Raw genomic sequence first — 21,422 nt, 5'->3', positions numbered from 1 at the left:
TGAAATCTAAGTTTCAAACTTCTGTTTAAGCTTTTTATGCTCAGTCAAGTCTTACATGCATTTTGATTTTGGTTACAATCTGCTGCGCACAAATCTAAAAATATAATTGCGGCTGCTGTCCGCCTCATTTTAAAACCTTATTCAAGTGAAGATTCAGTACTTAATTGCACTGAACAGATAGGATGATCATCATGGTTGAAGTTGAACTCAAGTTCCAAATTCCTGTGGCACGACGCACTGCGCTGCTCAAGGCACTTGATCCGAAAAAGTCTCAACAGATCCAGCTTCAAGCCAAATATTATGATACTACCGACCGTCAACTGGCCCGGCATGGGGTGGCACTGCGTCAGCGTCTGGAAGGTACACGTTGGGTGCAAACACTAAAAGCGGCCGGAAAAAGCCATATCGAACGCTTTGAACATAATCATGATCTAGGGAAATTAACCGCATCTCCTGAACTGGATTTAGATATTTATAAAAAATTTCCAGAAGCCGGGGCAATTCTCAGCAATGCGCTCGGCAATCAGTTCGACCAGCTCCAACTCCAGTTTGAAACCGATATTTCCCGTACGTTAAGGGTGATTGACTATGAAGATACCCAGATCGAAGTCAGCCTGGATATTGGGCATATCCGCACACAGGAGGCCGAGCAAGAAGTACATGAAGTCGAGTTCGAGCTTAAAAATGGTTCAATTCAACATCTACTGGCGTTTAGTTTTGAATGGGTCAAGAAATACCAGCTCTGGCTCGATGTACGCAGCAAGGCTGAAATAGGCAATCTATTGGCCACTTCACAGCGCGTCAGTCCTGCGACCCTTAGCAAAGAGTTTCAGATCAGCAAAAAAGACAGTGCCAGTAAAACCATGTGCAGTCTGATTGCGCAGCAGATGCAACATTTATTGCCGAATATCGCGGCAATTGCAGCTCAGGTTACAGAGCAGGAACATATTGATCAGGCACGACTGGCACTAGATCATTTATATCTGACCTTGCTGCTGTTCAAAGACTGGCATCCACAGCTTTCGGACAAATGGGCACATCAGCTGGCGGCCTTTAAGCAGCAATTTGAGCACCTGCAACATTTGCAGCATATGCAAAATAGCCTGGCGGGCTTCCTGCAAAATCCAACCACGGCAGAAAATCTGAGCAAAGATATTCTGTATGCGCAGGAGAAACTCGGTAATCTGGTCAAGTCTACCCAGAATGTGCATCATTATCTGGAATTACTGATGTTCAGCTTAAATGAAAATGAGCATGCTTCTCTGGATCTGAAAACCGCTGCGCAAACTACCTTACAACAGCAATATAAAGCCTTGCAGGAACAAATGAATCAGACGGATATCACTGATTTTGAAAGTCTGGATCAATTGTCGGGCCGGATTCAGGAACTGAAATTCAGCTTTCCGATTTTAACCACGATCTATGATGTCAAAAATTTGCAGAAATACAGCAAAGCGCTGAACGATGCTCAACTGGCAGCCAGTGAATATCAAACTTTGGCCTCTTCTGCAGTTTATATTCAGCAGACCGAGCTGGAAGCAAGTGACTGGTTTGTGCTGGGCTGGCTGACCGCCAAGCAGGAAGTCTATGCGCAGAAACTGCTTGAAGCGACCGAACAGTTCTTGGTCAGTCGTAAATTCCTGAAATAAACATATTGAAATAAAAATATTGAAATAAATATCACAAGAAAAACTCAAAGCACGCCTTCTCTGGCGTGCTTTTTTGTTGCAGAAGCACATCACACCCCTGCCGATCTTTGGGCTATATTAATCTATAAAACCAACATCGCGGAGGAATGACCCGATGGCAGAAATAGAACTCAAATTCCAGATTCCGCCACAGTCTCGTGTGCAATTTGAACAGGACATCCAGAAACTTCAGCCGACTCGGCATCGTCTATGTGCACGCTACTTTGATACTGAAGCGCAACAATTACAACAACATCAGATTGCCCTGCGGCAACGTCTGGAAGACCAGCAATGGATTCAAACCCTGAAAGCAGCGACTGAACAACAATTTGAACGTTTTGAACTTGAGCATGAATTAAAAACTCCTCCGGAACATTGTGATTTTCAGTTATATCGCAAACATAAACCGGCCAAAAAAATTCTGAAACAGGCGATCGGTGATCTGGAGACACCACTCATCCTGCAATTTGAAACTGATGTCGTACGGTATGTCCTCACAGAAAGTCATCTGGACAGTCAGATTGAAATTGCTTTTGATGTCGGAGAAATTCGACACAATGATCAAGCCATCGATATTTATGAAGTCGAGTTTGAGCTTAAATCCGGCCAGCTGAGTGAATTGATTGATTTCATTCAGCCCTGGGTTCAGCGTTATGCTTTGTGGCTAGATACACGGAGCAAATCGGAACGCGGTTATGCCTTATTACATGCTGAAGAGAATCTGCCGGTTCAGCATCAGCTTCCCTTAGTGCTTGAACAGAAAGATCAGATCAGTACGATTTTACAAAAAATTGTCGCCAACTGTCTGGCTCATCTTTTCCCCAATGCTACTGCAATTGTTGCTGAGAATTATAATAGTGATCATGTGCATCAGGCACGTGTCGCGATTCGACGTTTGCGCAGTGCTTTTAAAATTTTCCAGTCCGTAACTGAACATGTACAGCCAGAATGGCCAGAAAAGCTGCGGGATATTTTTCAGCAACTGGGTTCTACCCGAGATCGCGATGCCTTGGCAGAAAGCCTGATTCCACAACTGGAAAAAGCAGGTTCACCCTTACTGAAATTACCACCACACCGACAAAAACAACCAGATATCAGTGCGCTGTTCAGAAGTCCTGCCACAGTAGAATTAATGCTGCAACTATTCAGCTTTAGCCAAGAAAATACAGAGGGTAAAGCCAAGTTTTCGCATAAAATTTTGTGTAAAGGCCTGAGCAAGCTGCATCAGCAAATCTGTCAGGATGCCGAGAACTATCAAGAACTGGATATTGAATCCCGGCATCGCACACGCAAACGGGTCAAACGCTTACGCTATAACGTAGAATTCTTGCAAAGCTTATTTCCTGAAAAAGAGGTTAAAGCCTATCTAAAAGCCTTAAAACCCTTGCAGGAAAGTCTCGGGCATTATAATGACCTATTTGTAGCAGACGAATTATTTAGACCTTATGTCAAACAACAGGCCAAGGCCTGGTTTGTGCTAGGCTGGATAAGTGCGGAACAGCAGCGTTTGTCGAACGAAGCAGCAGAGCGTTTACAGCAGTTTGCAGAAAATACCAAGCCCTTCTGGTAAGACCGGGCTTGGTCAAACTGTGCTAGCGATATTTGCCGAATACTTTCCAGGTATTATTGTCTGCCAGCGGATCGTTATAACTGTCGCTACGTTGCTTGCGTGGCTTATCCCGTGCATCGACCAGCTCAAAATGTGGCTCGACACTCAGCACGATTCCATTCACATAAAAACGGGTGCGCGTATATTCACTTTGGCCATGCTGAAATACATAAGTGCGCAGATCAACAAATTCACGGTGTGCCACTAACGCTGCGGTATCGTCACTCTCGAGCCACTGCCGCATGGCTGCAACCTGCTCGGGTTCGAACTGGCCGCATTTTTCGATCAGGCTGGCGACCCCACGAAAAGTTTTGGATTCTTTGGCACGGGTTTTATTGATCCGGATCCGGTCAACATGAAAATAAAACAGCGGCAGGTTTAAATGACTCGGCAGATGGATCGCATCCAAGATTTCATCTTCCATAAAAGGCTGAAACAGATCCTGTGCCCTTTCAATCAAACCGAGCCACTGGCTATAGTATTCATCTACCTGTGACTGGCTGCCATAATAAATCGGCAAGCCTTCAACATTGGCCAGATTTGCCGGTGGCCAGATATTCTGGCGCAATAAAGCAATATCACTTTTTAGACTTTGTACCGTAATCGCATCCTGCATGGCATTCACTTTTATATGCTTAGGCTATTTTTAGATTAAGGCAAAGGTTTAGTTTCCGCAAGGCTTTGCCTATAATTAGCGATTGAGATTTTAGTGTTAGGAACAAATTCATGGTTCAAAAGATTGAAGCAACCGATGTAACCGAAGAAGAAGCGTTAAATGCGGCATTCTTTGAACGTGCTGATGAATTTATTCAACAAGCCAACGAGTTTTGTCGCGTAGAAAAAGGCTCACAAGAAAAACCGAGCGATAAGCGCGGTCAAGTCAGTGCAGCGATGTTATTTGGTACTGCCCGTTTCAATACCTGGGTGGCAGCAAATAATTTTAAAGATGGCAACGAGATGCGTGATGCCAAAGATCAGGTCATGTCTTATATCTTGCAGCAATTCCAAATGATGCTGGAAGATAACTATGATGAATACTGTGAACAGTTCGAAAACTATTTACGTTTCCGTCACAATGAAGAGTTTCATGCCAACAAGCATAACCATGATCACAAGCATGATCATTGATTAAAATACGAAAAGCCCCGCGGGGCTTTTTTTATTTGCTGTCATTTATCATATTGACTTTAAAGTGATTTAAGCACTATATAAATTGAATAATAAATAAACGAAAACAAGGCATAGCATGCAGCAACTTCCCTTCCCGATCATTGACCCTCATATCCACCAATGGGATCCGTACAATACCCCACATGCGGCAGCGCTAGCGGTAAAGCTGTTCGGCAATCATCCCAAATTACTAGACAGAATGGTTCGACTGTTGAAACCCAGAGACGTCATTGAGACCATTGGCCTGACACAGCACCTGACTGCACCTTATCTGCCTGCAAATTACAAGAAAGATGCAGGACATTATGAAATAGAGCAGATTGTGCATGTTGAAGCCAGCTGGCATGACCATAAAGGTACGGGTGTGGTAAATGAAACCGGTTTTATCGCTGGGCTTCCTTTTGATCAGCACACTATCCAATTGGGTGGAATTGTCGCCACGGCAGATCCGCGGCAGAAAAATTTTAAACAGTTGATTCAATTGCATCGCGAAGCTTCTCCCAAGTTTCGAGGCATCCGTAAAATGGCTGCAGTACATCCAGATAAAGGGATTCATGCCTGGACCGATGAACCGCATCTCTATCGCAACACAGATTTCCTGAAGGGCTTTGAAGAACTGGCCAGGCAAGATTTAAGCTTTGATGCCTGGGTGTACTCTACCCAGATTGCGGATGTTACTGCGCTGGCCAAAGCCTTTCCAAACACCCCTATTGTGCTGGATCATCTGGGTACGCCCGCAGGTTTATTTGGCAAAGTGAGCAAAGTTACAGGCAAGACCGAACAAGATCGCACCCAGATATTTGCAGACTGGAAAGATCAGTTGGCAGAACTGGCCGAATACAAAAATGTATCGACCAAAATGTCTGGTCTGTTTATGCCAGTCTTGGGACATGATTTTCACACGCAGAAACGGCTGGCAAGTAAACAGGAATTAGTGGAACGTGCCGCACCCGTGATCCAGCATACTTTAGACTGTTTTGGTTCTGGGCGCGTGATGTTTGCATCCAACTTTCCAATGGACAGTGTCAGTAGCTCACTCACCAACATTATTGATGCCTTTAGCGATATTGTGCAGGACTACAATGAAAATGCCTTAAAGTCGATTTTTTATGAAAATGCTAAACGTTTTTATCGACTTTGAGTAGATGAGGACATGCTAAGTTGGATAACAGATTCCAGTCTAAATACGCCTTCAGGCAAAGGACTTTGTATTTTACTCACTATTATTTCAAGCTGGATAACGTCTTATTATTATCAAGTGGCGATCCATCATCCTTTTGATCAAGATATTGCTTTCGTTTCAACTTTGATTGGCTGTGGAATATTGATTTTCCTTCTTATTGTATCTGTTTGGAGTCTGCTCCTATCTATCCTTGCAAGCTTAACTGGAGGGATTGTTTTTAGCCATAGAGCAACCTAAAGCATAAAACTAAAATAAAAAAATCCCCTCACTTGAGGGGATTTTTTATCAACACTATGATGTTTTAACTTGCTTACCGTACTGATCAGCCATCACTTCAACCAGCTGGTCCGGCTTGATGTATTTTTTGATCATGGCATCAATATCGGCTTTGCTCAGTTGAGCAATCGCCTGATCACGTTTTTCCCGGTAAACCAGATTACGGTCTTTTTCCAGCTGTGGAATCAACATAGTGTGAATACGGCGATCATCTTCGAGTGCAGTTAAACGCTGTTTCAAGATACTGGCTTTTGCCGCTTCGACTTCCTGTTCAGTCACGCCACGTGTCAGCAGTTCATTGAGTACCTTATGCACTGCCTGAGAAACCTGTGCGGATTTTCCAGCCGTATAATTGGCACTAATCATCATGGCGCCCACATCTGCCCATTCATCGAGTTGCACATCTGCACTAAAACCATAGACTAGGGCATTTTTCTCGCGTAGCTCTTGTGCCAGTCGTGACGATAACTGTGAATCACCCAGAATATATCGAAATACCTGTAATGCAGGTGCATCGGCATGATCTGCGCCGACCGGCATGCTCATGAATGCCTCATAACTCCCGAATTCACGCTGCTCAGACAACGCATGAATTTTCTGGGCTGGATAGCTTCGATATTCCGATTTCAGACGCTCATAAGGCTGTGTAGCTTTCCAGTCTGAGAAACTGTTTTTCAGCGTTTTTTGCATCGATTTTGGATTAAACTCACCTGTGACCGCGATTTGTGCATGCTGGGTTTTTAAAAACTGCTGATACAGTGCCATAACCTGTTCGCGAGTCGCTTTCTGATACTGTTTTTTGGCCAGTTCAGGCTCGAAATGGAAACGCAGATCGCCAGGCTGATAGATCTCGAGAGTTCGCGCTATCGTCAAGCTCGACACGGTATCTGGTTCAGTGTAAGGACGATCCAGACTGGATAAAGTTTGACTCTTGATCAAGTCAAACTGACTTTGCTCAAATGCCGGCGTTTTCAGCACATCAACCACATACTGGAAAAACTCTTCAAACTTTTCTTTTTTGGCGCTGATCTGCAAGGTCAGGCCATTGCCGGATGCACCGGCAGTTGCCGAACCACCTACTTCAATAATTTTATCGGCAATCTGCTGCAAGCTTTGGGTTTTCGATGAGCGCAACATCAAATAAGCCGTCAGATCCAGAATCTCGCCTTTATTCATCAGGCTTTGTGCAGTACCAAAATCCAGTGAAATTGTGGCATAAACCTTGTCATCGCGGGTAGTCGTCGGAAACAACGCGTATTTAATGCCATTTTTCAACTTGCCACGCTGAATCTGTTTGTCTTTACTGTACAAATACTGTTTGGATTCCTGGACATATTGCTTCACTTCAGCCTGATAAACACTGACATCTTTCAGTGGCTCTTCTGCTTCAGTCTGTTGATCCAGAGTTTTTGCCGGTGCTTCTGTTTGTGCCAGTTCCTGCGCTTTTTTCTGATCTTCCGGGGTAGGTAAAATATTGCCAGAAATACGGTATTCAGGTTTTAAAAAATTCTTATAGACCTGATTGACCTGATTCACATTCAGGTTTTGAATCGCGCTCAGATCTTTAAAATACTGGCTCCAGTCACCCGAATACGCCACTGCATAATCACTTAAACGTGAACCTAAAGCAGTCGCACTATTTTTAATATTGTCGGCCTGATTTCGGGTCAGATTTTTAGCCCGGTTTAATTCTGCTTCGGTAAATGGCTGGCTCTTTTCTACGCCTTGGATCAGCCCCTTTTCAATATCCTGTGCCTGATGATTCGGAGCATAGATTGCTCCCATAAACACCAGATTAAAGTCTTTATCCAGCCAGGTACTGGATTGCACCGCTGTTGACTTCCCAGTTTCCACCATATTCTGATAGAGATGTCCACTTGGCTGCAAAGTATAGAGCGTTGGCGAAACAGCCAAAGCCGTTTTAATGCTTTCTTCGGATTGATTCAAATAAAGATTAAACTTGGCCAGATCACTGCCTTTCTTTACTGTAAATTCACGCTGTTTGATTTGCTCTGGTTTAAGCGCTGGGACTTTCACTTGCGCTGGTACATTTCGGGATTGAATCGGACTGAAATGCGTATCCAGCTGTTTTAAGACTTCGGCCTTATCAAATTTGCCCGAAATGACCACAAAGGCATTATTCGGTGCATACCATTGACGGTAAAAATGGTTTAGTTCCTGCATATTGATTGATTGCAGCTCATTTAGGTCACCAATCGGCAAACGGCCTAAATACTGATTGCCATAAGCAGATTTAAACACCTGATCGATCAATACTGAAAATGGCTGATCCAGACGAATTTCACGCTCGCGTTTTACAATATCAATTTCAGTCGGTACATATTTTTCCTGAAGCACCAGCTTGTCCATGCGTTCGGCTTCGAGAAAAATGACTTCACTCAGCGCAGTTTTTTCAGGACGGATCACATTGGTATATTTGGTCGAGTAATAGTCGGTACTGGCATTAGTCATCAAGGTATATTGATCCAGTCGACGCTGGAATTCATCCCCTTTGACATTTTCTGTGCCTTTAAAGGCCAAATGTTCCAGCAGATGGGCCAGTCCGCCCTTGCCCTGAGGATCATTCAGGGAACCGGTCAGATAGACCGTATTCATAAAAACTTTATTTTCTTTATCATTCGGTGCCAGGATAATGCGCAGTCCATTATCCAGTCGGTATTCTTCAATATTCTGTTCCGTATTCACCAAAACAGGCTGTGCAAAACTTAGTACACTACAGCCAGACAATATAATAGCCAGACTTAAATTTTTATAACGTAGCAACATTCTTCATCCAAATTATAAATATAAATTTTTATTCGCGCCCATCTTAGAGAATGATTCTTTTTCTGAATAATCTATTCCAAGCCGAACCATCAAAATAACATGCCGCCTCGCCTGACGACATGTAGTTCTATGTAATTATAAAAATTAAAGATAGATTTCAGCCTGCATATATAACTTTCCATAACCGGAAATTTCAATTCGTTCCTGATCTTGCAAAGCACAATACAGCACCCCACCACGTGCTGATGCCTGATAGGCGACCAGTTCATTTTTACCAAGCTTCTCGGCCCAGAGCGGCGCGATTCCGGTGTGAATCGAACCGGTTACCGGATCTTCATTGATGCCATTACTCGGTGCAAAATAACGTGAAATACAGTCATATTGCATGTCTTGTGTGGTGATTACGACATCTAGAAAGGTATTCTGAGCAGTAATGGCTGTACGCTTGCCATTCAACTGTTTCAACAGTTCAAAATCAGGCATTTCATCCAGCACATCCTGTACCGATTCATATTCAATAATATAGCCCTGCGCGTTCAGATAAACCTGTTTAAATGGTTTATTTAAGGCCTGTCTTAAGGCCTCAGGATATTCAGCAACAGGCTCTGCACGACGGATTGGAAAGTTCATTCTGATCTTGCCATCCGCATCCTGCCGGACCACAAAGATGCCAAAATCTTTCACATGAAAATGAATCGTTTTCCCTGTACCAAACTGATTGAATAATACAAAACTGCTGGCCAATGTCGCATGGCCACAAAAATCCACTTCCTTGGTTGGCGTAAACCAGCGGATCGCATAATTGTCACTCTCCATAACTTTAACAAAAGCCGTTTCCGACAGATTATTTTCCAAGGCGATATTTTGCATCAGACCATCTTCAAGCCAGTCCTCCAGCACAATTACGGCGGCTGGATTGCCTTTAAACAATTCTGTAGTAAACGCATCCACTTGGTACATTTTCATTTTTTGAATTCCTGAATTCCCGATCTCTAGTTTAAAAGCTTTTTTGCAAGAATAAACTTGAATATGTTAATGATCTCATTAATCTGGCCTATTAAATAAATAGAGCAAATGGTGTTGCATGACAAACTCCCATCTTCAAAGCGTTCCCTTAGAAAAAGCTTATCGTCTGATTACCCATGGACCTACTGTGCTGGTATCTGCTCAAGACCAGCAGGATACAGATGTCATGGCAGCGGCCTGGGCATGCGCACTGGAATTCAGTCCTGCCAAAGTGACCGTGGTTCTGGACAAAAGTACCAAAACCCGAAATATTATTGAAAAATCAGGTTATTTCGCGCTGCAAATTCCGACACTGAAACAGCTGAATATGGTCTATCATCTGGGCACACAGAGCCTGTATGATGTGCCGGACAAACTGGCACAATCCGGAGTAGAACTATTTCATTTTCCTGATGCGGATATTCCTGTAGTACAAGGCTGTGCGGCCTGGATACTTTGCGAACTGATTCCCGAGCCGCATAACCAGCAAATGCATGACCTGTTTATTGGCAAGGTGATTGCAGCCTATGCCGATGATCGGGTCTTCCGCGACGGCCACTGGCATTATCATGAAGTGGTTGAAGAGTGGAAAAGTATTCATCATGTAGCCGGCGGGCATTTTTACACCATCGGCAATGCGGTGAGCATTGATGATCCGGAATTATAAATTTTTCAAATTTGGAATAAATGAAAGTAATCGCGGATGATCAGATGATATCAACCAGCACCAGAGCATCCGAAATTATGCTACTTTATCCATAATCCTCATTTGGTCTGATGCGTTATGATACCTTTTAAAATTCACTGTATTGATGTCCAGAATTCACTGCAAAATTATATCTGGTTGCTTGAACATACCGCGTCGCATCAGGTGGCTGTGATTGATCCAACCGAAGCAGAATTGGTACAAGACTATTGCGCCGAACACGGTTTAACTGTAAGTCAAATCTGGCTGACTCACTGGCATAAAGATCATATTGGCGGTGTGCCGGGGTTAATCCAAGGAAAAAATCTGCCTGTGTATGGCCCACGGGCAGAACTAAGCAAAATTCCGTTTATCACCCATCCGCTTGAGCATGAAGAACAGTTTAATTTTCATGGAATAGATATCCAGGTAATTGCTGTACCCGGGCATACACTCGGCCATATTGTTTATTTTATTGATGCAATTGATGTGCTGTTCTGCGGCGATACCTTATTTGCCATGGGTTGTGGCCGGGTTTTTGAAGGAACATTTGAACAGATGTATCATTCTCTGTCCCGTCTGGCTGCCTTGCCGCCGCGCACGCAGGTGTATTGCACTCATGAATACACTCTGTCAAATGCACAGTTTGCCAAACACGTTGAACCGGACAATTCGGCAATTCTGGAACGCTTCGAGCAGATCGAGCGTTTGCGTATGTTAGGCCAGTGCACACTGCCAAGTAGTATTGAAGATGAATTGCAAACCAATCCTTTTCTACGTGCAGAAAGCGTGGAAGAATTCCAGCGTTTAAGAACCCTGAAAGATCAGTTTTAAACCGGATTCAAAGCTGAAGATAATGCTTCAGCCGACTTACTTATTTGTCATTTGCGATGCATAGAATGTCATTGAAAAGCACGTACAACTTTTGCACAAGTCGGAACACGTTGATCCTCCATCTAAAAAATGTCTTTCTGAGCCATTTTTCCTTTTTTATGATCAACCACGTCTCCTATTTTTTAGGAACTAATTTCAGTTCCAACACATAAAATAATGACTTATAAATAACAGGATGATATTGATTTAAATTGGAGAAATTCGTGGAACATTGCTTAAATAATCAGCATGGAACCTAATAAATTATTTAAAAAGCCCAATTCACTTGAATTGGGCTTTTTAAAAACTATAAAGATATGATTTATATATAATAAAAAATAGAATTTCGGATAACGTGTATTATGTTAATTTTAGAAAATCGTAATAGGATAATAAAAATCTATATTGTTTTAAGAAAACTCTCTTATGATTAAATCTCTATAGTTCTTTTAATATTTGCTATGTATCAAAGAATCAAACAATGGGCTAAATCAATCAAAAAAGACATCTTGGTTGTTTGGCTTATTGCAAAAGACAAGCGAACGCCCAATTCTGTAAAGCTTTTAGCTTTAATTATTGCTGCCTATGCCTTCTCACCAATTGATTTAATTCCAGATTTTATTCCCGTACTGGGGTATTTAGACGATATTATTATTGTACCTTTAGGTATTTTATTAGTTATCAAGCTTACCCCACAAAACATTATAGATGATTGTAGAATTCTTGCAGAAACCTTAGTTGAAAGGCCTATAAACTGTTGGGCAGCAGGAATTATTATCCTGATATGGCTTGTAGTATTGGGATATTTAACCATGTACTTCATGAACGATTCACTGTCTATACTGTCTATTTTTGACAAGTGAGATTTAAATACCCTCTCTCATTTGCACCCATTTAATATAATGGGCATTATTCAAAATTAAAATGTAAACCAAAATAGAAATAAAATGTCTGCTTTCAGAGCATGACATTAGTTCTGTCGTACAAATTTAAAAGTGACATTGGCCATGTCGATCCCGAATGATGATATGTAGGATAGCAGTAACTAGTTTCTTGGATTCTATTTACTAAAACTGACAACGTATCTGTCGCCTAAAGCCATGTTAAAGAATCTGGTTACTTTGTGCATAAGCATCCAGTTCACCTTGAGTCACGACACGCACCGCCTGCATTTCATCAATACGTACCAGTAGCAAGCCACCTAAAGCAGGCTGATAACGACGGGCACTGCCGAAAGGCGTATAGGCCACTTTCGACTGAATACTAAAGCTCAACCAGTCTTCATGTCCCAACATCACAGCAACCGGATCAAGTCCCTGCTGCTGCATTAATTCAATTTGCTGATTCACATAGTCTTCAATGGTTAATTCAGTCATGGTGCGGGTATTCAGTTTGAGAATTACATTTCAGACAGTATAAAGCATGCAAATCGAGCTGAAGATCAGAAAACCAGCAGCCGGTATTCTTTTAATAAATAAGTCGATTGGATTTTAATTTTCTCATTCTAGATCTGAAATTTTCTATTTCATACGATTGATAAAATTAGGAAATAACCTGTTTCACTAATAAGCTATTGAATTAGAAAATTAATTATCCAAATTTATAGCTTATAAAAACTTAATATTTAGTTACAACCTATTCAATATGATAAAAATCATTTACTTAACGTTTAAATTGATTTTTTCTTAATCAACCGATGTTCACTATATACACAAATTCATTTAAATTAATTTAAATAAAGGCATTTGCCCTTTAAAAGATAATTTTTCACCCTTATTTAAGATTTAACAATGATGAAGGAGTGATCTCGTGAAAAAAGTGGTTAAAGCGAAAAATTTGATTGCATTTCGACTATGGTTAGAAAAATTGGGATATTCGGTACGCACCCTGGCGGATGATCGTGGTTTCAGTTTCAGCTTCAAGAAAGAATATGGCCTGGTGACCTGTGATCTGGCAGGTAATGCTCTGGCACTACAGTTAGGCGAGGAATTTGAAGATCATTTAAAAGCCTGATTGCTTCTATTTAAGAGAAGAAAAATAAATTAATCTTTCCACTGATTCAACAGCGCTATTCTCCAGTTATTCAGCCCATTTCGATGGGCTTTTCTTTGTTTAGTAAATTTGAGGCAATAAAAAAGCAAGGCATTTGCCTTGCTTTAATATGATGGTGGGGACGGAGAGACTCGAACTCTCACACCTCGCGGCGCTGGAACCTAAATCCAGTGCGTCTACCAATTTCGCCACGTCCCCATCAGGGTACCAACTTAGCGTTGGATTTCTTTCAAACTTTGGCAGAGGATCAAGGATTCGAACCTTGACGAACGGTTTTGGAGACCGTCATGCTACCATTACACCAATCCTCTACTTCCACCCAATATCCAGTTACCCAAATATTGATTGGTGGGGACGGAGAGACTCGAACTCTCACACCTCGCGGCGCTGGAACCTAAATCCAGTGCGTCTACCAATTTCGCCACGTCCCCAATGGCTGTGTATATTATAGAGATAGACCGGCATTGACAAGCGATTTTACAAGCAATCACAATCTATTCCGCTATAAAATAAACAGTTAGTTCTATTTTTTAATTTTTTATAAAATTTCTGCCGAAAATTTGATTCATTTTAGGATATGACCGCCCATTCGTTATTTTTAATCATTTCGATTCAATTCCAATATTTCAAATTAAAACTCAAATGACCTTCTAATCTTGATCAGCATGGACATTCAGAATGCTGAAACTATTATTGATAAATAATGTCTGAGCCAGTGCATGAACTCAAAATAGAATACAGCATAAATAACAACGGCTTTGCCAAATTTCAGGCAATAAAAAAGCAAGGCACTCGCCTTGCTTTAATATGATGGTGGGGATAGAGAGACTCGAACTCTCACGCCCAGAGGGCGCTGCGACCTGAACACAGTGCGTCTACCAATTCCGCCATATCCCCATGGCTGTGTATATTATAGCGATCAGACCTGATTCACAAGTAGTTCTATAGAAAGCTAAATACTTTTATATCAAAAATTAATCAGTTAATTCACTATTGAGCAAATACTGCTCTATTTAGACCAATATATAAAATTGATAGACACCATGGGACTGATTCATATAACATTTAAATTATTGAATATACAGATCGCATGAATTATTGCAGCAATACAATGAAATTTACTAAAGCCCTGCCCTTGCAATCATTCGCTAGATAATTTAAGCCAAAACGCATTGATGTTCATCAACCATGACAGCAAAAATCTGGTACTAAAAAAACCGCCCTCAAATTTCAGGCAATAAAAAAGCAAGGCATTAGCCTTGCTTTAATATGATGGTGGGGACGGAGAGACTCGAACTCTCACACCTCGCGGCGCTGGAACCTAAATCCAGTGCGTCTACCAATTTCGCCACGTCCCCATCAGGGTACCAACTTAGCGTTGGATTTCTTTCAAACTTTGGCAGAGGATCAAGGATTCGAACCTTGACGAACGGTTTTGGAGACCGTCATGCTACCATTACACCAATCCTCTACTTCCACCCAATATCCAGTTACCCAAATATTGATTGGTGGGGACGGAGAGACTCGAACTCTCACACCTCGCGGCGCTGGAACCTAAATCCAGTGCGTCTACCAATTTCGCCACGTCCCCAATGGCTGTGTATATTATAGAGATCATTTCCAGCTGACAAGCCGTTTATCATAAAAAAACACTCGTTTGATTAAATAAGAAACAATCCGAGTTTTGTTGTATTTTTCTCATTCAATTTCAGTCATTAAGTAGTCTTTCACAGCTTTAAAATCGGCCAATCTATGCTGTTTCTGCTTACGTAACATTTCTTCCAATAAGCTTTGAAATGCTTGTAAGTGCTGCGGTAACTCAATTTTCAGGCGCTGACAATGCAAAAAAGCCCAATCCAGATAATCAGTCGCCTGTAAACGCTGACCACTCAACCACTCATAAAAAATAACACCCAAAGCATAAACTTCACTTTGTAGGCTCTTGGCTTCGCCTTGAAACAGTTCTGGCGCCATATAACGCGGTGTCGCATTCAGCTCATGCAGGTCATTCTGATGGAGTATTTGGACATGCTCAAAATCAAGCAGGCAGACCCTGCCCTGATTATTTACAAAATGTTCCTGCTTTAAATCGGCATGCAAATAACCCAATTCTTGCAGGCAGATTAAAGGCTCCACAGCTTGCAGCAAATGTTGCCGAATTTGCGTGATGGATTGCTGATGCGGCATGATCTGAAAATGCGCCGGCGCATCGACCAGAATTAAGGCCTGCTCAAATTGTTCATGATTGATCTTGAAAGGCTGTTGAATAATTTGATGTGGAAGGAAAAAATTCAGATCGCTTGATCTGGCATAAGCCTGATAAAAATCCAGCTCATGTTGCCAGCCTAGTTCAGCATGTGGAGATGATATTAAACTATCAGATCTATGCGATATCTGGGTTTTTAGCCAGAGCGCATTTCCCTTGGCATAATAAAGACGCCGACCAAAACCCAGACTACGGGCTTTGGTTCGTAGTTCAAAATCAGAAATATCGAGATGATCTAAATTAAGTCGTGGCAATGTATTCAGGTATTGGATTAAGTGTATGCTGATAATTTAGCAGCTCCAGACAATGCTGAATAGTTTTCCCGACCCGTTCCTGAGTCTCAATGAGGGAAATTTTCGGCCATGTGGCACGCTCGCCTTCACGCTGTAAAATTTTAAACAGATACGGCCGTGGATTCTGCAACATATAGCTATAGTGGCGCAGGCTATATTTACCGACAATATTCACATCACCATAATAACGCTGGTCAACTACACCATAGCCATGATCCAGCAGACGGCGTACAGGAGGTAAGCTTCCGGCATGCTCTCTGGCAAAATCCATCATGCCTTTGGTAATCACCGCGCCCTGACGGCGAACAATCCGTTGCGGCCAGCTCAAGGTACCTTTACGGAAACGTGAAATATCATCCTGCATGAATGGCACGATATGCGGGTTGGTCTGACTGGCAATGGTATAATTGATATTATACAGGCGTGCCATTTTTTCCTGTGGGAAATCACTCCGTACACTGCCATCTACCCAGTGGGTTGAACCCATATAAGGCGTATATTGACCATCATAGCGCTTACTGGTCAAACGAACCGGTGGAAACAGAATCGGCACCGCACAAGAAGCCAGCACTGCACTCCAGACCAGTAAATCCGGAGAAGTATAGGCATTTAAAATGCGTGCATCCTGTCCAGCATCATAAGGCGCAACCGCAATATTGATATGCAGACCTGAGGTTTTAAGCGCTTCTTCGAAGGTCAGATCACCCAGATTTTCGACTAGAAATTTTTTCAGATATTTTACATCCGCCAGACCACCATTGCCTTTCATCAATTCACTCATGGTGCGAAAATGAAAAGCCTCATGAAAGAAATTATGGCCTTTCAAAATATCAATATATTGCGAAGGTTTGGATACACCTAACATGGCGGTCATGATGGCACCCGCACTTGAACCGGACATTACCTTCGGCAACAAGTCCTGCTCCATTAAGGCTTTGCATACACCAGTATGAAACAGACCCAGCGTCGAACCACCGGAAAACATCAGGGCTGGCTGGCCATAGGCGCGCTGACAATGCTGAAAATATTCGATTTTTTCTTCCATACTGAGACAGTTACAGTCTATTGAAGCAATATAGGCTAAGCCTTGGCTGACTTCTTCGACATAATCTTCAATAATTCTTTTAGTGCCCACATAGGCTTCGGTAAACAGTAGAGGATGGGCAATGTTGGCAATATCGTAGCTCAGGCCTTCGCGCAAAATATACATCAGGTCACGGGTGCGCTTTTGTTGTCGATAGCGTCGTAATTTACCCAGACGATGTGCGATCACTTCTGCATCAAAGTAGGGTGAACTGTTATCAAATTTCCATTCCTGTGCACCTGATTCTTCATCTATTTTCAGGGCAATATATTTCCATTCCTCATAGGACTCAGCCTGTTGCAGCTGCTGCTTGAGCTTTTTAATACGATAGGCCTGATGTGGATTAATATCCTGAGTAAAATCTTTAAACAGCATCTGCCTTTTCCCTATATTTATTCTTGATACAGCTCGTACCCAGAGCCAGAAAATGTGTACAAATTTTCTATCCTCTACAATAACGAAAATTCTCTACTTTAAGCAAATTATCATACTTTTCTGGCTTTGACTGTGAATTTTGCAATGGTACTATCTTAGCCATAATTTTAAATCTGTAATGTTAAATCATGGCGAAAATTGAGTTACCTGACCATATTTTAAATGCCCTTTCGACTGTTCTGCAGCAACTTCAGCAAAGTCTGCCCGAACTAAAACAAATTCCTGATTTTTCTGCTCATGCCTATAAATGGCAACATGGTGAACTCAAACCTATTCATCAGCTTAGACAGATGGAACTGGCCGATTTAAAAGGGATTGAGCGACAAAAAGAAAAAGTCATCCAGAACACGTTGCAGTTTTTAAACGGCTTACCTGCCAATGATGTCTTACTGACCGGTTCACGCGGTACGGGTAAATCCTCCATTGTTCGTGCCCTACTCACCGAGTATGCAGATCAAGGGTTACGATTAATTGAAATCGAACGGGATGATTTATCCGATCTGCCTCAAATTCAGCAACTCATTGCAGAGCGTCCAGAGAAGTTCATTGTCTACTGTGATGATCTGGCCTTTAATGCCGAAGATGAAAATTATCGCAGTTTAAAGAGTGTTCTGGATGGTTCTTTACAGTCCGGTTCCAGCAATTTTGTGATTTATGCGACCAGTAACCGTCGTCATTTATTACCCGAATTCATGCATGAAAATACGCCCGTTACCCGAGTTGATGTGCCGCAATATACTGAATTACATCCTCAGGAAGCGATTGAAGAAAAAATTTCACTGTCTGACCGCTTTGGTTTATGGCTGTCTTTCTATCCAATGGATCAGAACCTGTATTTGGAAATTGTCGAACATTACCTCAAAAAGGCAGGCATGGAACTCACGCCAGAAACCCGTGCTGAAGCCCTACGCTGGTGTCAGGCACGCGGTCAACGTTCAGGACGTGCTGCCTATCAGTTTTCCAAGCACTGGATTGGTTCAACCCAACTAAATGCCTCTTAACAACTTAAAAGCGACCGGCTCAGGTCGCTTTTTTCATATAAATCATTTATATAATGATGATACTCAAAAGAAAATTAAAATTATGGATGTCGGCGCAGTTCTCATTCAACTTAAGCCCTTACACATGCAGCAAGTTCATGACTGGCAGCGTACTTTGAAAGCACGTCAAGACGAAGTAATTGAAACGCTTAAGGCTGAACAGGTTCATGTCGAGTCCTGGTTTTATCTGCAACTTCATGGTCAGGACTATTTGATTGCATATATGCGCGCCGACAATATTCAAAAAGCGCAAAATATTGCAAAACTCAGTACTTTCCCAATTGACCAAGTGCATAAACAGTTTAAAACTTCATGGCAAGCGGTTTATCCCGCCGAATTGTTATTGGATGCTACAGTTACCTGATTTATTAGCACGGCTATTCAAAATAGTTTTGTAATAAAGACTTCTCCCCAATCAATAATAAAAAAAGCCCTGGAAATACAGGGCTTTTTTGACATCTCGAATTATTGTTTATCACCGATAATAGTAGACCATAGCAGGTCATCAATTTCACTGCCATTGAAATAAACAGTAGCCTTCAATGATTCAGGCTGGTTCTGTTTGACCTCAATTACCTGATCATCGCTGTCCTTAATTCTAAGCACGCCCTCTTTTGGCAAATGCTTATAGTTATTTAATACGGTTTCATCCATTTTAAATGGTGTCGTGGTATTAAAATCAAAACTGTAACGATAATCTGCCAGATCAGGCTGACCGATAATCGTACCACGACTGGTTAAGGTACGAATCCCATTACTGCCACTGCCATAATCATCAACCAAGCTGTAATTATAATTACGCACCTGCAGATATTCTTTGCTCTTTGTATCAAATGCGATTCCAGAAGTACCTGCCTGACCGGTCTCGGCGATACGCTGGAATTCCAACTGATCGATTTGATAAGATTCGGATTGCCCCATGTTATTTTTGGTTTTACGATGCACAATTGTGCCAGAAATCAGGTAGTCGTCCTTGAGATTAAAATCTACATTTGAACCATAACGGACATTGCTAAAGCTTAAAGTCGTCGTGTCACCATTCACCGTCTGAGTAATGTTTGAGCCTTTACGGTAAGTTTTATCCAGAATAATACAGTTATCTTTATCTGTTTTTAATTTCAGGGTTTTGACCGAACCAGTGGTATTGACTTCCGAACAGATCAGATTTGGATATTTAATACTATTGATGCCCAAATTATAAATTTTGATAATACGTGCAGTACGCCCATAAGGATAATCTGCGAATACTTCTCCAATCATGTGACCTAGAGCAACATTATAGTCGGTATCATTACTGGTATTTTCCGGAAATTTTATCGCGAATTTTCTTTACAATATCCTGATCTTCAAGCAGGACAAATTCCTCTGAAAGCTCAGAGGAAATACTTTCCTTCGGAACATTTGGAGGTGTAGTGACAGTAGGACTGTCTGAGCTACTTCCCCCACCACTACAGGCACTCATTAAACCCGAGACAAGAGCGAGTCCAAAGATAGAAATCTGCTTTTTTATAAAATTTATTCCCTAAAATTTCTTTGCATTTTTATTTGGTGATCACTAAAGATTGGCCATCTCGAAACTGAATAGCTCAAATGCTATTTCTGCCGGTAATGTTTTTTCTTGGCAGCCAGCTTTATCCTTCGATAGCGCTTTATCTTTAAACAAAGAATTTTTTGGTTCTGTAATTTTAATGTATATTTCAAACAACAATTATCATAAGAAATGAAGTGCTTATTTGAATCTTGTTCCTTACCAGAGTCACTTTTCAACACACTTAAAGCGCATTTAATTAGATGGATTAACTTTGCAACAAAGCTTATAAAATTTGTAATGGTTAAGTTAAAGACGGATTGAATTTTCTTTTTATGGAGAATCATGCTCAACTTTCATACATGGCTATGAAAGAGAATATTGAAAGATAGGATAACTTTAGAGCATAGAAAATGATCATTTTTATGATATGAAATACTGAATCATTTAAAGAAGATTTAAAGCGTCAATTATTTTAGATTGGTCATGGATTCACTGGATTTTTTCCGACGTTTATACTCAAACATGTTCTGATCCGCTTGTGCGAGTGCTGCAAATAAGCCCTGACTTGGATGACGCATTGCCATACCAATCGCTGCGCCAATGTTTGCTGCTGCAAAGGCATTAATTAAACGATCCACTAAACTTTCAGTACCCGTTTCATCATTTTCCACGCTAAGAATCACAAACTCATCGCCACCTAAACGAGCAACAATATCATTGATTCGTACGTTATCTCGCAATACCTGCGCCGCATTTTGAATCAGCTTGTCACCTTCATCATGACCCAAACTATCATTCAACTTTTTTAGGTCATTCAGGTCAATAAATAATACAGCGGCGGGATGACCATATTGTTTACAACGCTCTTCTTCAGCTCGCAGCAGTTTTTCCCAGGCCCGACGATTATAGAGCCCGGTCAATTCATCTTTACTGGCTTCTTCCTGCAATAATTCATGTTGACGTACCTGCTCACTTTGACGCAATTCTGCCTGCAAGATCGAACTGAGCAATTGTCCCAATAACTCGACCAATTGCATATCTTGCACAATAGCTTCCGATTTGGTTTCTGGATCAATCGCACAGAGCGTTCCAAACAAACTACCATCTTCTTTAAGGAGTGGCTGACCAATATAAGATTTTATACAGACCTGCTGATTAATCGGCGCTGTGGCATATAAAGGAATTTCTTCAGAGCGAGGTGCAATTCTCGGGGCCTTACCTGCGACCATATGAGAACAAAAAGAATCAGCCCACTGAAACACTTGGCCGGGTCGTATATCATAACCATGGTCTTCACTTTGCAGCACAATCCAGTCTTGGCCTTCTACCCGGGTAATCATCCATAAATCAAAGCCAAAATGCTGATGCAGAAACTTTAATACTGCCTCTCCAGCATCCTGAAAACTTTTGAAATTTATATTTTCCATCCGAGATTGCCTCTACTA

The 21,422-nt window shown here is 41.7% G+C and carries 18 protein-coding genes, 7 tRNA genes and 1 pseudogene; 11 read left to right on the top strand and 15 right to left on the bottom strand.

Going from position 1 to position 21,422, the window contains the following annotated elements; genetic code table 11:
• The first annotated feature begins 191 nt into the window (after nt 1-191).
• Both NI464_RS03330 and NI464_RS03325 read left to right on the top strand, forming a co-directional pair.
• The gene (locus NI464_RS03330; RefSeq protein ID WP_253137742.1) at nt 192-1,649 is read left to right on the top strand and encodes a CYTH domain-containing protein; all 1,458 of its coding nucleotides are present in this window, start codon (nt 192-194) and stop codon (nt 1,647-1,649) included.
• 154 nt (nt 1,650-1,803) lie between these two features.
• On the top strand, nt 1,804-3,258 hold the full coding sequence (locus NI464_RS03325; protein WP_253137741.1) for a CYTH and CHAD domain-containing protein: 1,455 nt from the start codon (nt 1,804-1,806) through the stop codon (nt 3,256-3,258).
• 22 nt (nt 3,259-3,280) lie between these two features.
• Here the strand turns inward: NI464_RS03325 and NI464_RS03320 are convergent, their stop codons facing one another.
• Nucleotides 3,281-3,913, bottom strand: a complete 633-nt coding sequence (locus tag NI464_RS03320) for a hypothetical protein (RefSeq protein ID WP_071852235.1) — start codon at nt 3,911-3,913, stop codon at nt 3,281-3,283.
• Between the two features lie 110 nt (nt 3,914-4,023).
• Here NI464_RS03320 and NI464_RS03315 point away from each other — a divergent pair, with 110 nt between their 5' ends.
• The 3 genes from NI464_RS03315 to NI464_RS03305 all read left to right on the top strand — a co-directional run bounded on the left by NI464_RS03315 (nt 4,024) and on the right by NI464_RS03305 (nt 5,887).
• Nucleotides 4,024-4,425: a DUF3144 domain-containing protein gene (locus NI464_RS03315; protein ID WP_004280011.1), complete on the top strand. Its 402-nt coding sequence runs from the start codon at nt 4,024-4,026 to the stop codon at nt 4,423-4,425.
• Between the two features lie 118 nt (nt 4,426-4,543).
• A complete protein-coding gene (locus tag NI464_RS03310; RefSeq protein WP_253137740.1) occupies nt 4,544-5,608 on the top strand; it encodes an amidohydrolase family protein in 1,065 nt (354 codons plus the stop codon).
• Between the two features lie 12 nt (nt 5,609-5,620).
• On the top strand, nt 5,621-5,887 hold the full coding sequence (locus NI464_RS03305) for a hypothetical protein (protein ID WP_155756639.1): 267 nt from the start codon (nt 5,621-5,623) through the stop codon (nt 5,885-5,887).
• A 54-nt stretch (nt 5,888-5,941) separates the two neighbouring features.
• On the opposite strand, the gene NI464_RS03300 is transcribed toward NI464_RS03305, so the two are convergent.
• Both NI464_RS03300 and NI464_RS03295 read right to left on the bottom strand, forming a co-directional pair.
• Nucleotides 5,942-8,713, bottom strand: a complete 2,772-nt coding sequence (locus NI464_RS03300) for a M16 family metallopeptidase (protein ID WP_253137739.1) — start codon at nt 8,711-8,713, stop codon at nt 5,942-5,944.
• A gap of 144 nt (nt 8,714-8,857) precedes the next feature.
• Nucleotides 8,858-9,679 (bottom strand): PhzF family phenazine biosynthesis protein, encoded by an 822-nt coding sequence (locus NI464_RS03295; RefSeq protein ID WP_253137738.1) that lies wholly within the window; start codon nt 9,677-9,679, stop codon nt 8,858-8,860.
• A 118-nt stretch (nt 9,680-9,797) separates the two neighbouring features.
• On the opposite strand from NI464_RS03295, the gene NI464_RS03290 reads away from it, so the two are divergent.
• The 3 genes from NI464_RS03290 to NI464_RS03280 all read left to right on the top strand — a co-directional run bounded on the left by NI464_RS03290 (nt 9,798) and on the right by NI464_RS03280 (nt 12,139).
• Entirely contained in the window at nt 9,798-10,385 is a 588-nt protein-coding gene (locus NI464_RS03290) for a flavin reductase family protein (protein ID WP_253137737.1), read from the top strand.
• Nucleotides 10,386-10,502: 117 nt separating this feature from the next.
• On the top strand, nt 10,503-11,237 hold the full coding sequence (gene gloB / locus NI464_RS03285) for a hydroxyacylglutathione hydrolase (RefSeq protein WP_253099679.1): 735 nt from the start codon (nt 10,503-10,505) through the stop codon (nt 11,235-11,237).
• 500 nt (nt 11,238-11,737) lie between these two features.
• Nucleotides 11,738-12,139 carry a YkvA family protein gene (locus NI464_RS03280; RefSeq protein WP_005246728.1) on the top strand — a complete coding sequence of 134 codons (402 nt, stop codon included), beginning with the start codon at nt 11,738-11,740 and terminating at the stop codon, nt 12,137-12,139.
• Between the two features lie 240 nt (nt 12,140-12,379).
• On the opposite strand, the gene NI464_RS03275 is transcribed toward NI464_RS03280, so the two are convergent.
• Nucleotides 12,380-12,652: a hypothetical protein gene (locus tag NI464_RS03275; RefSeq protein ID WP_213687141.1), complete on the bottom strand. Its 273-nt coding sequence runs from the start codon at nt 12,650-12,652 to the stop codon at nt 12,380-12,382.
• Between the two features lie 433 nt (nt 12,653-13,085).
• Here NI464_RS03275 and NI464_RS03270 point away from each other — a divergent pair, with 433 nt between their 5' ends.
• Nucleotides 13,086-13,289 (top strand): hypothetical protein, encoded by a 204-nt coding sequence (locus NI464_RS03270; RefSeq protein ID WP_004280022.1) that lies wholly within the window; start codon nt 13,086-13,088, stop codon nt 13,287-13,289.
• 152 nt (nt 13,290-13,441) lie between these two features.
• Here the strand turns inward: NI464_RS03270 and NI464_RS03265 are convergent.
• The 9 genes from NI464_RS03265 to NI464_RS03225 form a co-directional block, all read right to left on the bottom strand.
• Nucleotides 13,442-13,526 (bottom strand) — tRNA-Leu (locus tag NI464_RS03265).
• Between the two features lie 39 nt (nt 13,527-13,565).
• Nucleotides 13,566-13,639 (bottom strand) — tRNA-Trp (locus NI464_RS03260).
• Nucleotides 13,640-13,674: 35 nt separating this feature from the next.
• A tRNA-Leu gene (locus NI464_RS03255) sits at nt 13,675-13,759 on the bottom strand.
• Between the two features lie 380 nt (nt 13,760-14,139).
• Nucleotides 14,140-14,225: transfer RNA gene (locus NI464_RS03250), tRNA-Leu, on the bottom strand.
• Nucleotides 14,226-14,601: 376 nt separating this feature from the next.
• Nucleotides 14,602-14,686: transfer RNA gene (locus NI464_RS03245), tRNA-Leu, on the bottom strand.
• A gap of 39 nt (nt 14,687-14,725) precedes the next feature.
• Nucleotides 14,726-14,799, bottom strand: a tRNA-Trp gene (locus NI464_RS03240).
• 35 nt (nt 14,800-14,834) lie between these two features.
• Nucleotides 14,835-14,919 (bottom strand) — tRNA-Leu (locus tag NI464_RS03235).
• Nucleotides 14,920-15,026: 107 nt separating this feature from the next.
• The gene (locus NI464_RS03230; RefSeq protein WP_114541753.1) at nt 15,027-15,848 is read right to left on the bottom strand and encodes a protein kinase domain-containing protein; all 822 of its coding nucleotides are present in this window, start codon (nt 15,846-15,848) and stop codon (nt 15,027-15,029) included.
• Nucleotides 15,835-17,346, bottom strand: a complete 1,512-nt coding sequence (locus NI464_RS03225) for a DUF3336 domain-containing protein (protein WP_253137736.1) — start codon at nt 17,344-17,346, stop codon at nt 15,835-15,837. Before NI464_RS03225 ends, NI464_RS03230 begins: the two co-directional genes overlap by 14 nt.
• A 188-nt stretch (nt 17,347-17,534) precedes the next feature.
• Here NI464_RS03225 and NI464_RS03220 point away from each other — a divergent pair, with 188 nt between their 5' ends.
• Together NI464_RS03220 and NI464_RS03215 are read left to right on the top strand one after the other, a co-directional pair.
• The gene (locus tag NI464_RS03220) at nt 17,535-18,407 is read left to right on the top strand and encodes an ATP-binding protein (protein WP_004280026.1); all 873 of its coding nucleotides are present in this window, start codon (nt 17,535-17,537) and stop codon (nt 18,405-18,407) included.
• Nucleotides 18,397-18,810 carry a DUF6176 family protein gene (locus NI464_RS03215; protein WP_004646620.1) on the top strand — a complete coding sequence of 138 codons (414 nt, stop codon included), beginning with the start codon at nt 18,397-18,399 and terminating at the stop codon, nt 18,808-18,810. Before NI464_RS03220 ends, NI464_RS03215 begins: the two co-directional genes overlap by 11 nt.
• A gap of 101 nt (nt 18,811-18,911) precedes the next feature.
• Here the strand turns inward: NI464_RS03215 and NI464_RS03210 are convergent.
• A pseudogene (locus NI464_RS03210) lies at nt 18,912-19,956 on the bottom strand (hypothetical protein).
• Between the two features lie 488 nt (nt 19,957-20,444).
• A complete protein-coding gene (locus NI464_RS03205) occupies nt 20,445-21,404 on the bottom strand; it encodes a sensor domain-containing diguanylate cyclase (protein WP_253137735.1) in 960 nt (319 codons plus the stop codon).
• Nucleotides 21,405-21,422: the final 18 nt, after the last annotated feature.

The sequence above is a fragment of the Acinetobacter lwoffii genome (assembly GCF_024129685.1).
Lineage (GTDB): Bacteria > Pseudomonadota > Gammaproteobacteria > Pseudomonadales > Moraxellaceae > Acinetobacter > Acinetobacter lwoffii_X.
The sequence above is the reverse complement of the archived record's forward strand: the minus strand, read 5'-3'. Positions and strand labels throughout refer to the sequence as shown.

Excerpts from the sequence above, each read along its gene's own strand:
- NI464_RS03225 (WP_253137736.1), bottom strand. The coding sequence starts at position 17,346 with ATGCTGTTTAAAGATTTTACTCAGGATATTAATCCACATCAGGCCTAT.
- NI464_RS03280 (WP_005246728.1), top strand. The coding sequence starts at position 11,738 with ATGTATCAAAGAATCAAACAATGGGCTAAATCAATCAAAAAAGACATC.
- NI464_RS03325 (WP_253137741.1), top strand. The coding sequence starts at position 1,804 with ATGGCAGAAATAGAACTCAAATTCCAGATTCCGCCACAGTCTCGTGTG.
- NI464_RS03220 (WP_004280026.1), top strand. The coding sequence starts at position 17,535 with ATGGCGAAAATTGAGTTACCTGACCATATTTTAAATGCCCTTTCGACT.
- NI464_RS03300 (WP_253137739.1), bottom strand. The coding sequence starts at position 8,713 with ATGTTGCTACGTTATAAAAATTTAAGTCTGGCTATTATATTGTCTGGC.
- NI464_RS03315 (WP_004280011.1), top strand. The coding sequence starts at position 4,024 with ATGGTTCAAAAGATTGAAGCAACCGATGTAACCGAAGAAGAAGCGTTA.
- NI464_RS03290 (WP_253137737.1), top strand. The coding sequence starts at position 9,798 with ATGACAAACTCCCATCTTCAAAGCGTTCCCTTAGAAAAAGCTTATCGT.
- NI464_RS03205 (WP_253137735.1), bottom strand. The coding sequence starts at position 21,404 with ATGGAAAATATAAATTTCAAAAGTTTTCAGGATGCTGGAGAGGCAGTA.
- NI464_RS03215 (WP_004646620.1), top strand. The coding sequence starts at position 18,397 with ATGCCTCTTAACAACTTAAAAGCGACCGGCTCAGGTCGCTTTTTTCAT.
- gloB (WP_253099679.1), top strand. The coding sequence starts at position 10,503 with ATGATACCTTTTAAAATTCACTGTATTGATGTCCAGAATTCACTGCAA.
- NI464_RS03305 (WP_155756639.1), top strand. The coding sequence starts at position 5,621 with ATGCTAAGTTGGATAACAGATTCCAGTCTAAATACGCCTTCAGGCAAA.
- NI464_RS03295 (WP_253137738.1), bottom strand. The coding sequence starts at position 9,679 with ATGAAAATGTACCAAGTGGATGCGTTTACTACAGAATTGTTTAAAGGC.
- NI464_RS03310 (WP_253137740.1), top strand. The coding sequence starts at position 4,544 with ATGCAGCAACTTCCCTTCCCGATCATTGACCCTCATATCCACCAATGG.
- NI464_RS03275 (WP_213687141.1), bottom strand. The coding sequence starts at position 12,652 with ATGACTGAATTAACCATTGAAGACTATGTGAATCAGCAAATTGAATTA.
- NI464_RS03320 (WP_071852235.1), bottom strand. The coding sequence starts at position 3,913 with ATGCAGGATGCGATTACGGTACAAAGTCTAAAAAGTGATATTGCTTTA.
- NI464_RS03330 (WP_253137742.1), top strand. The coding sequence starts at position 192 with ATGGTTGAAGTTGAACTCAAGTTCCAAATTCCTGTGGCACGACGCACT.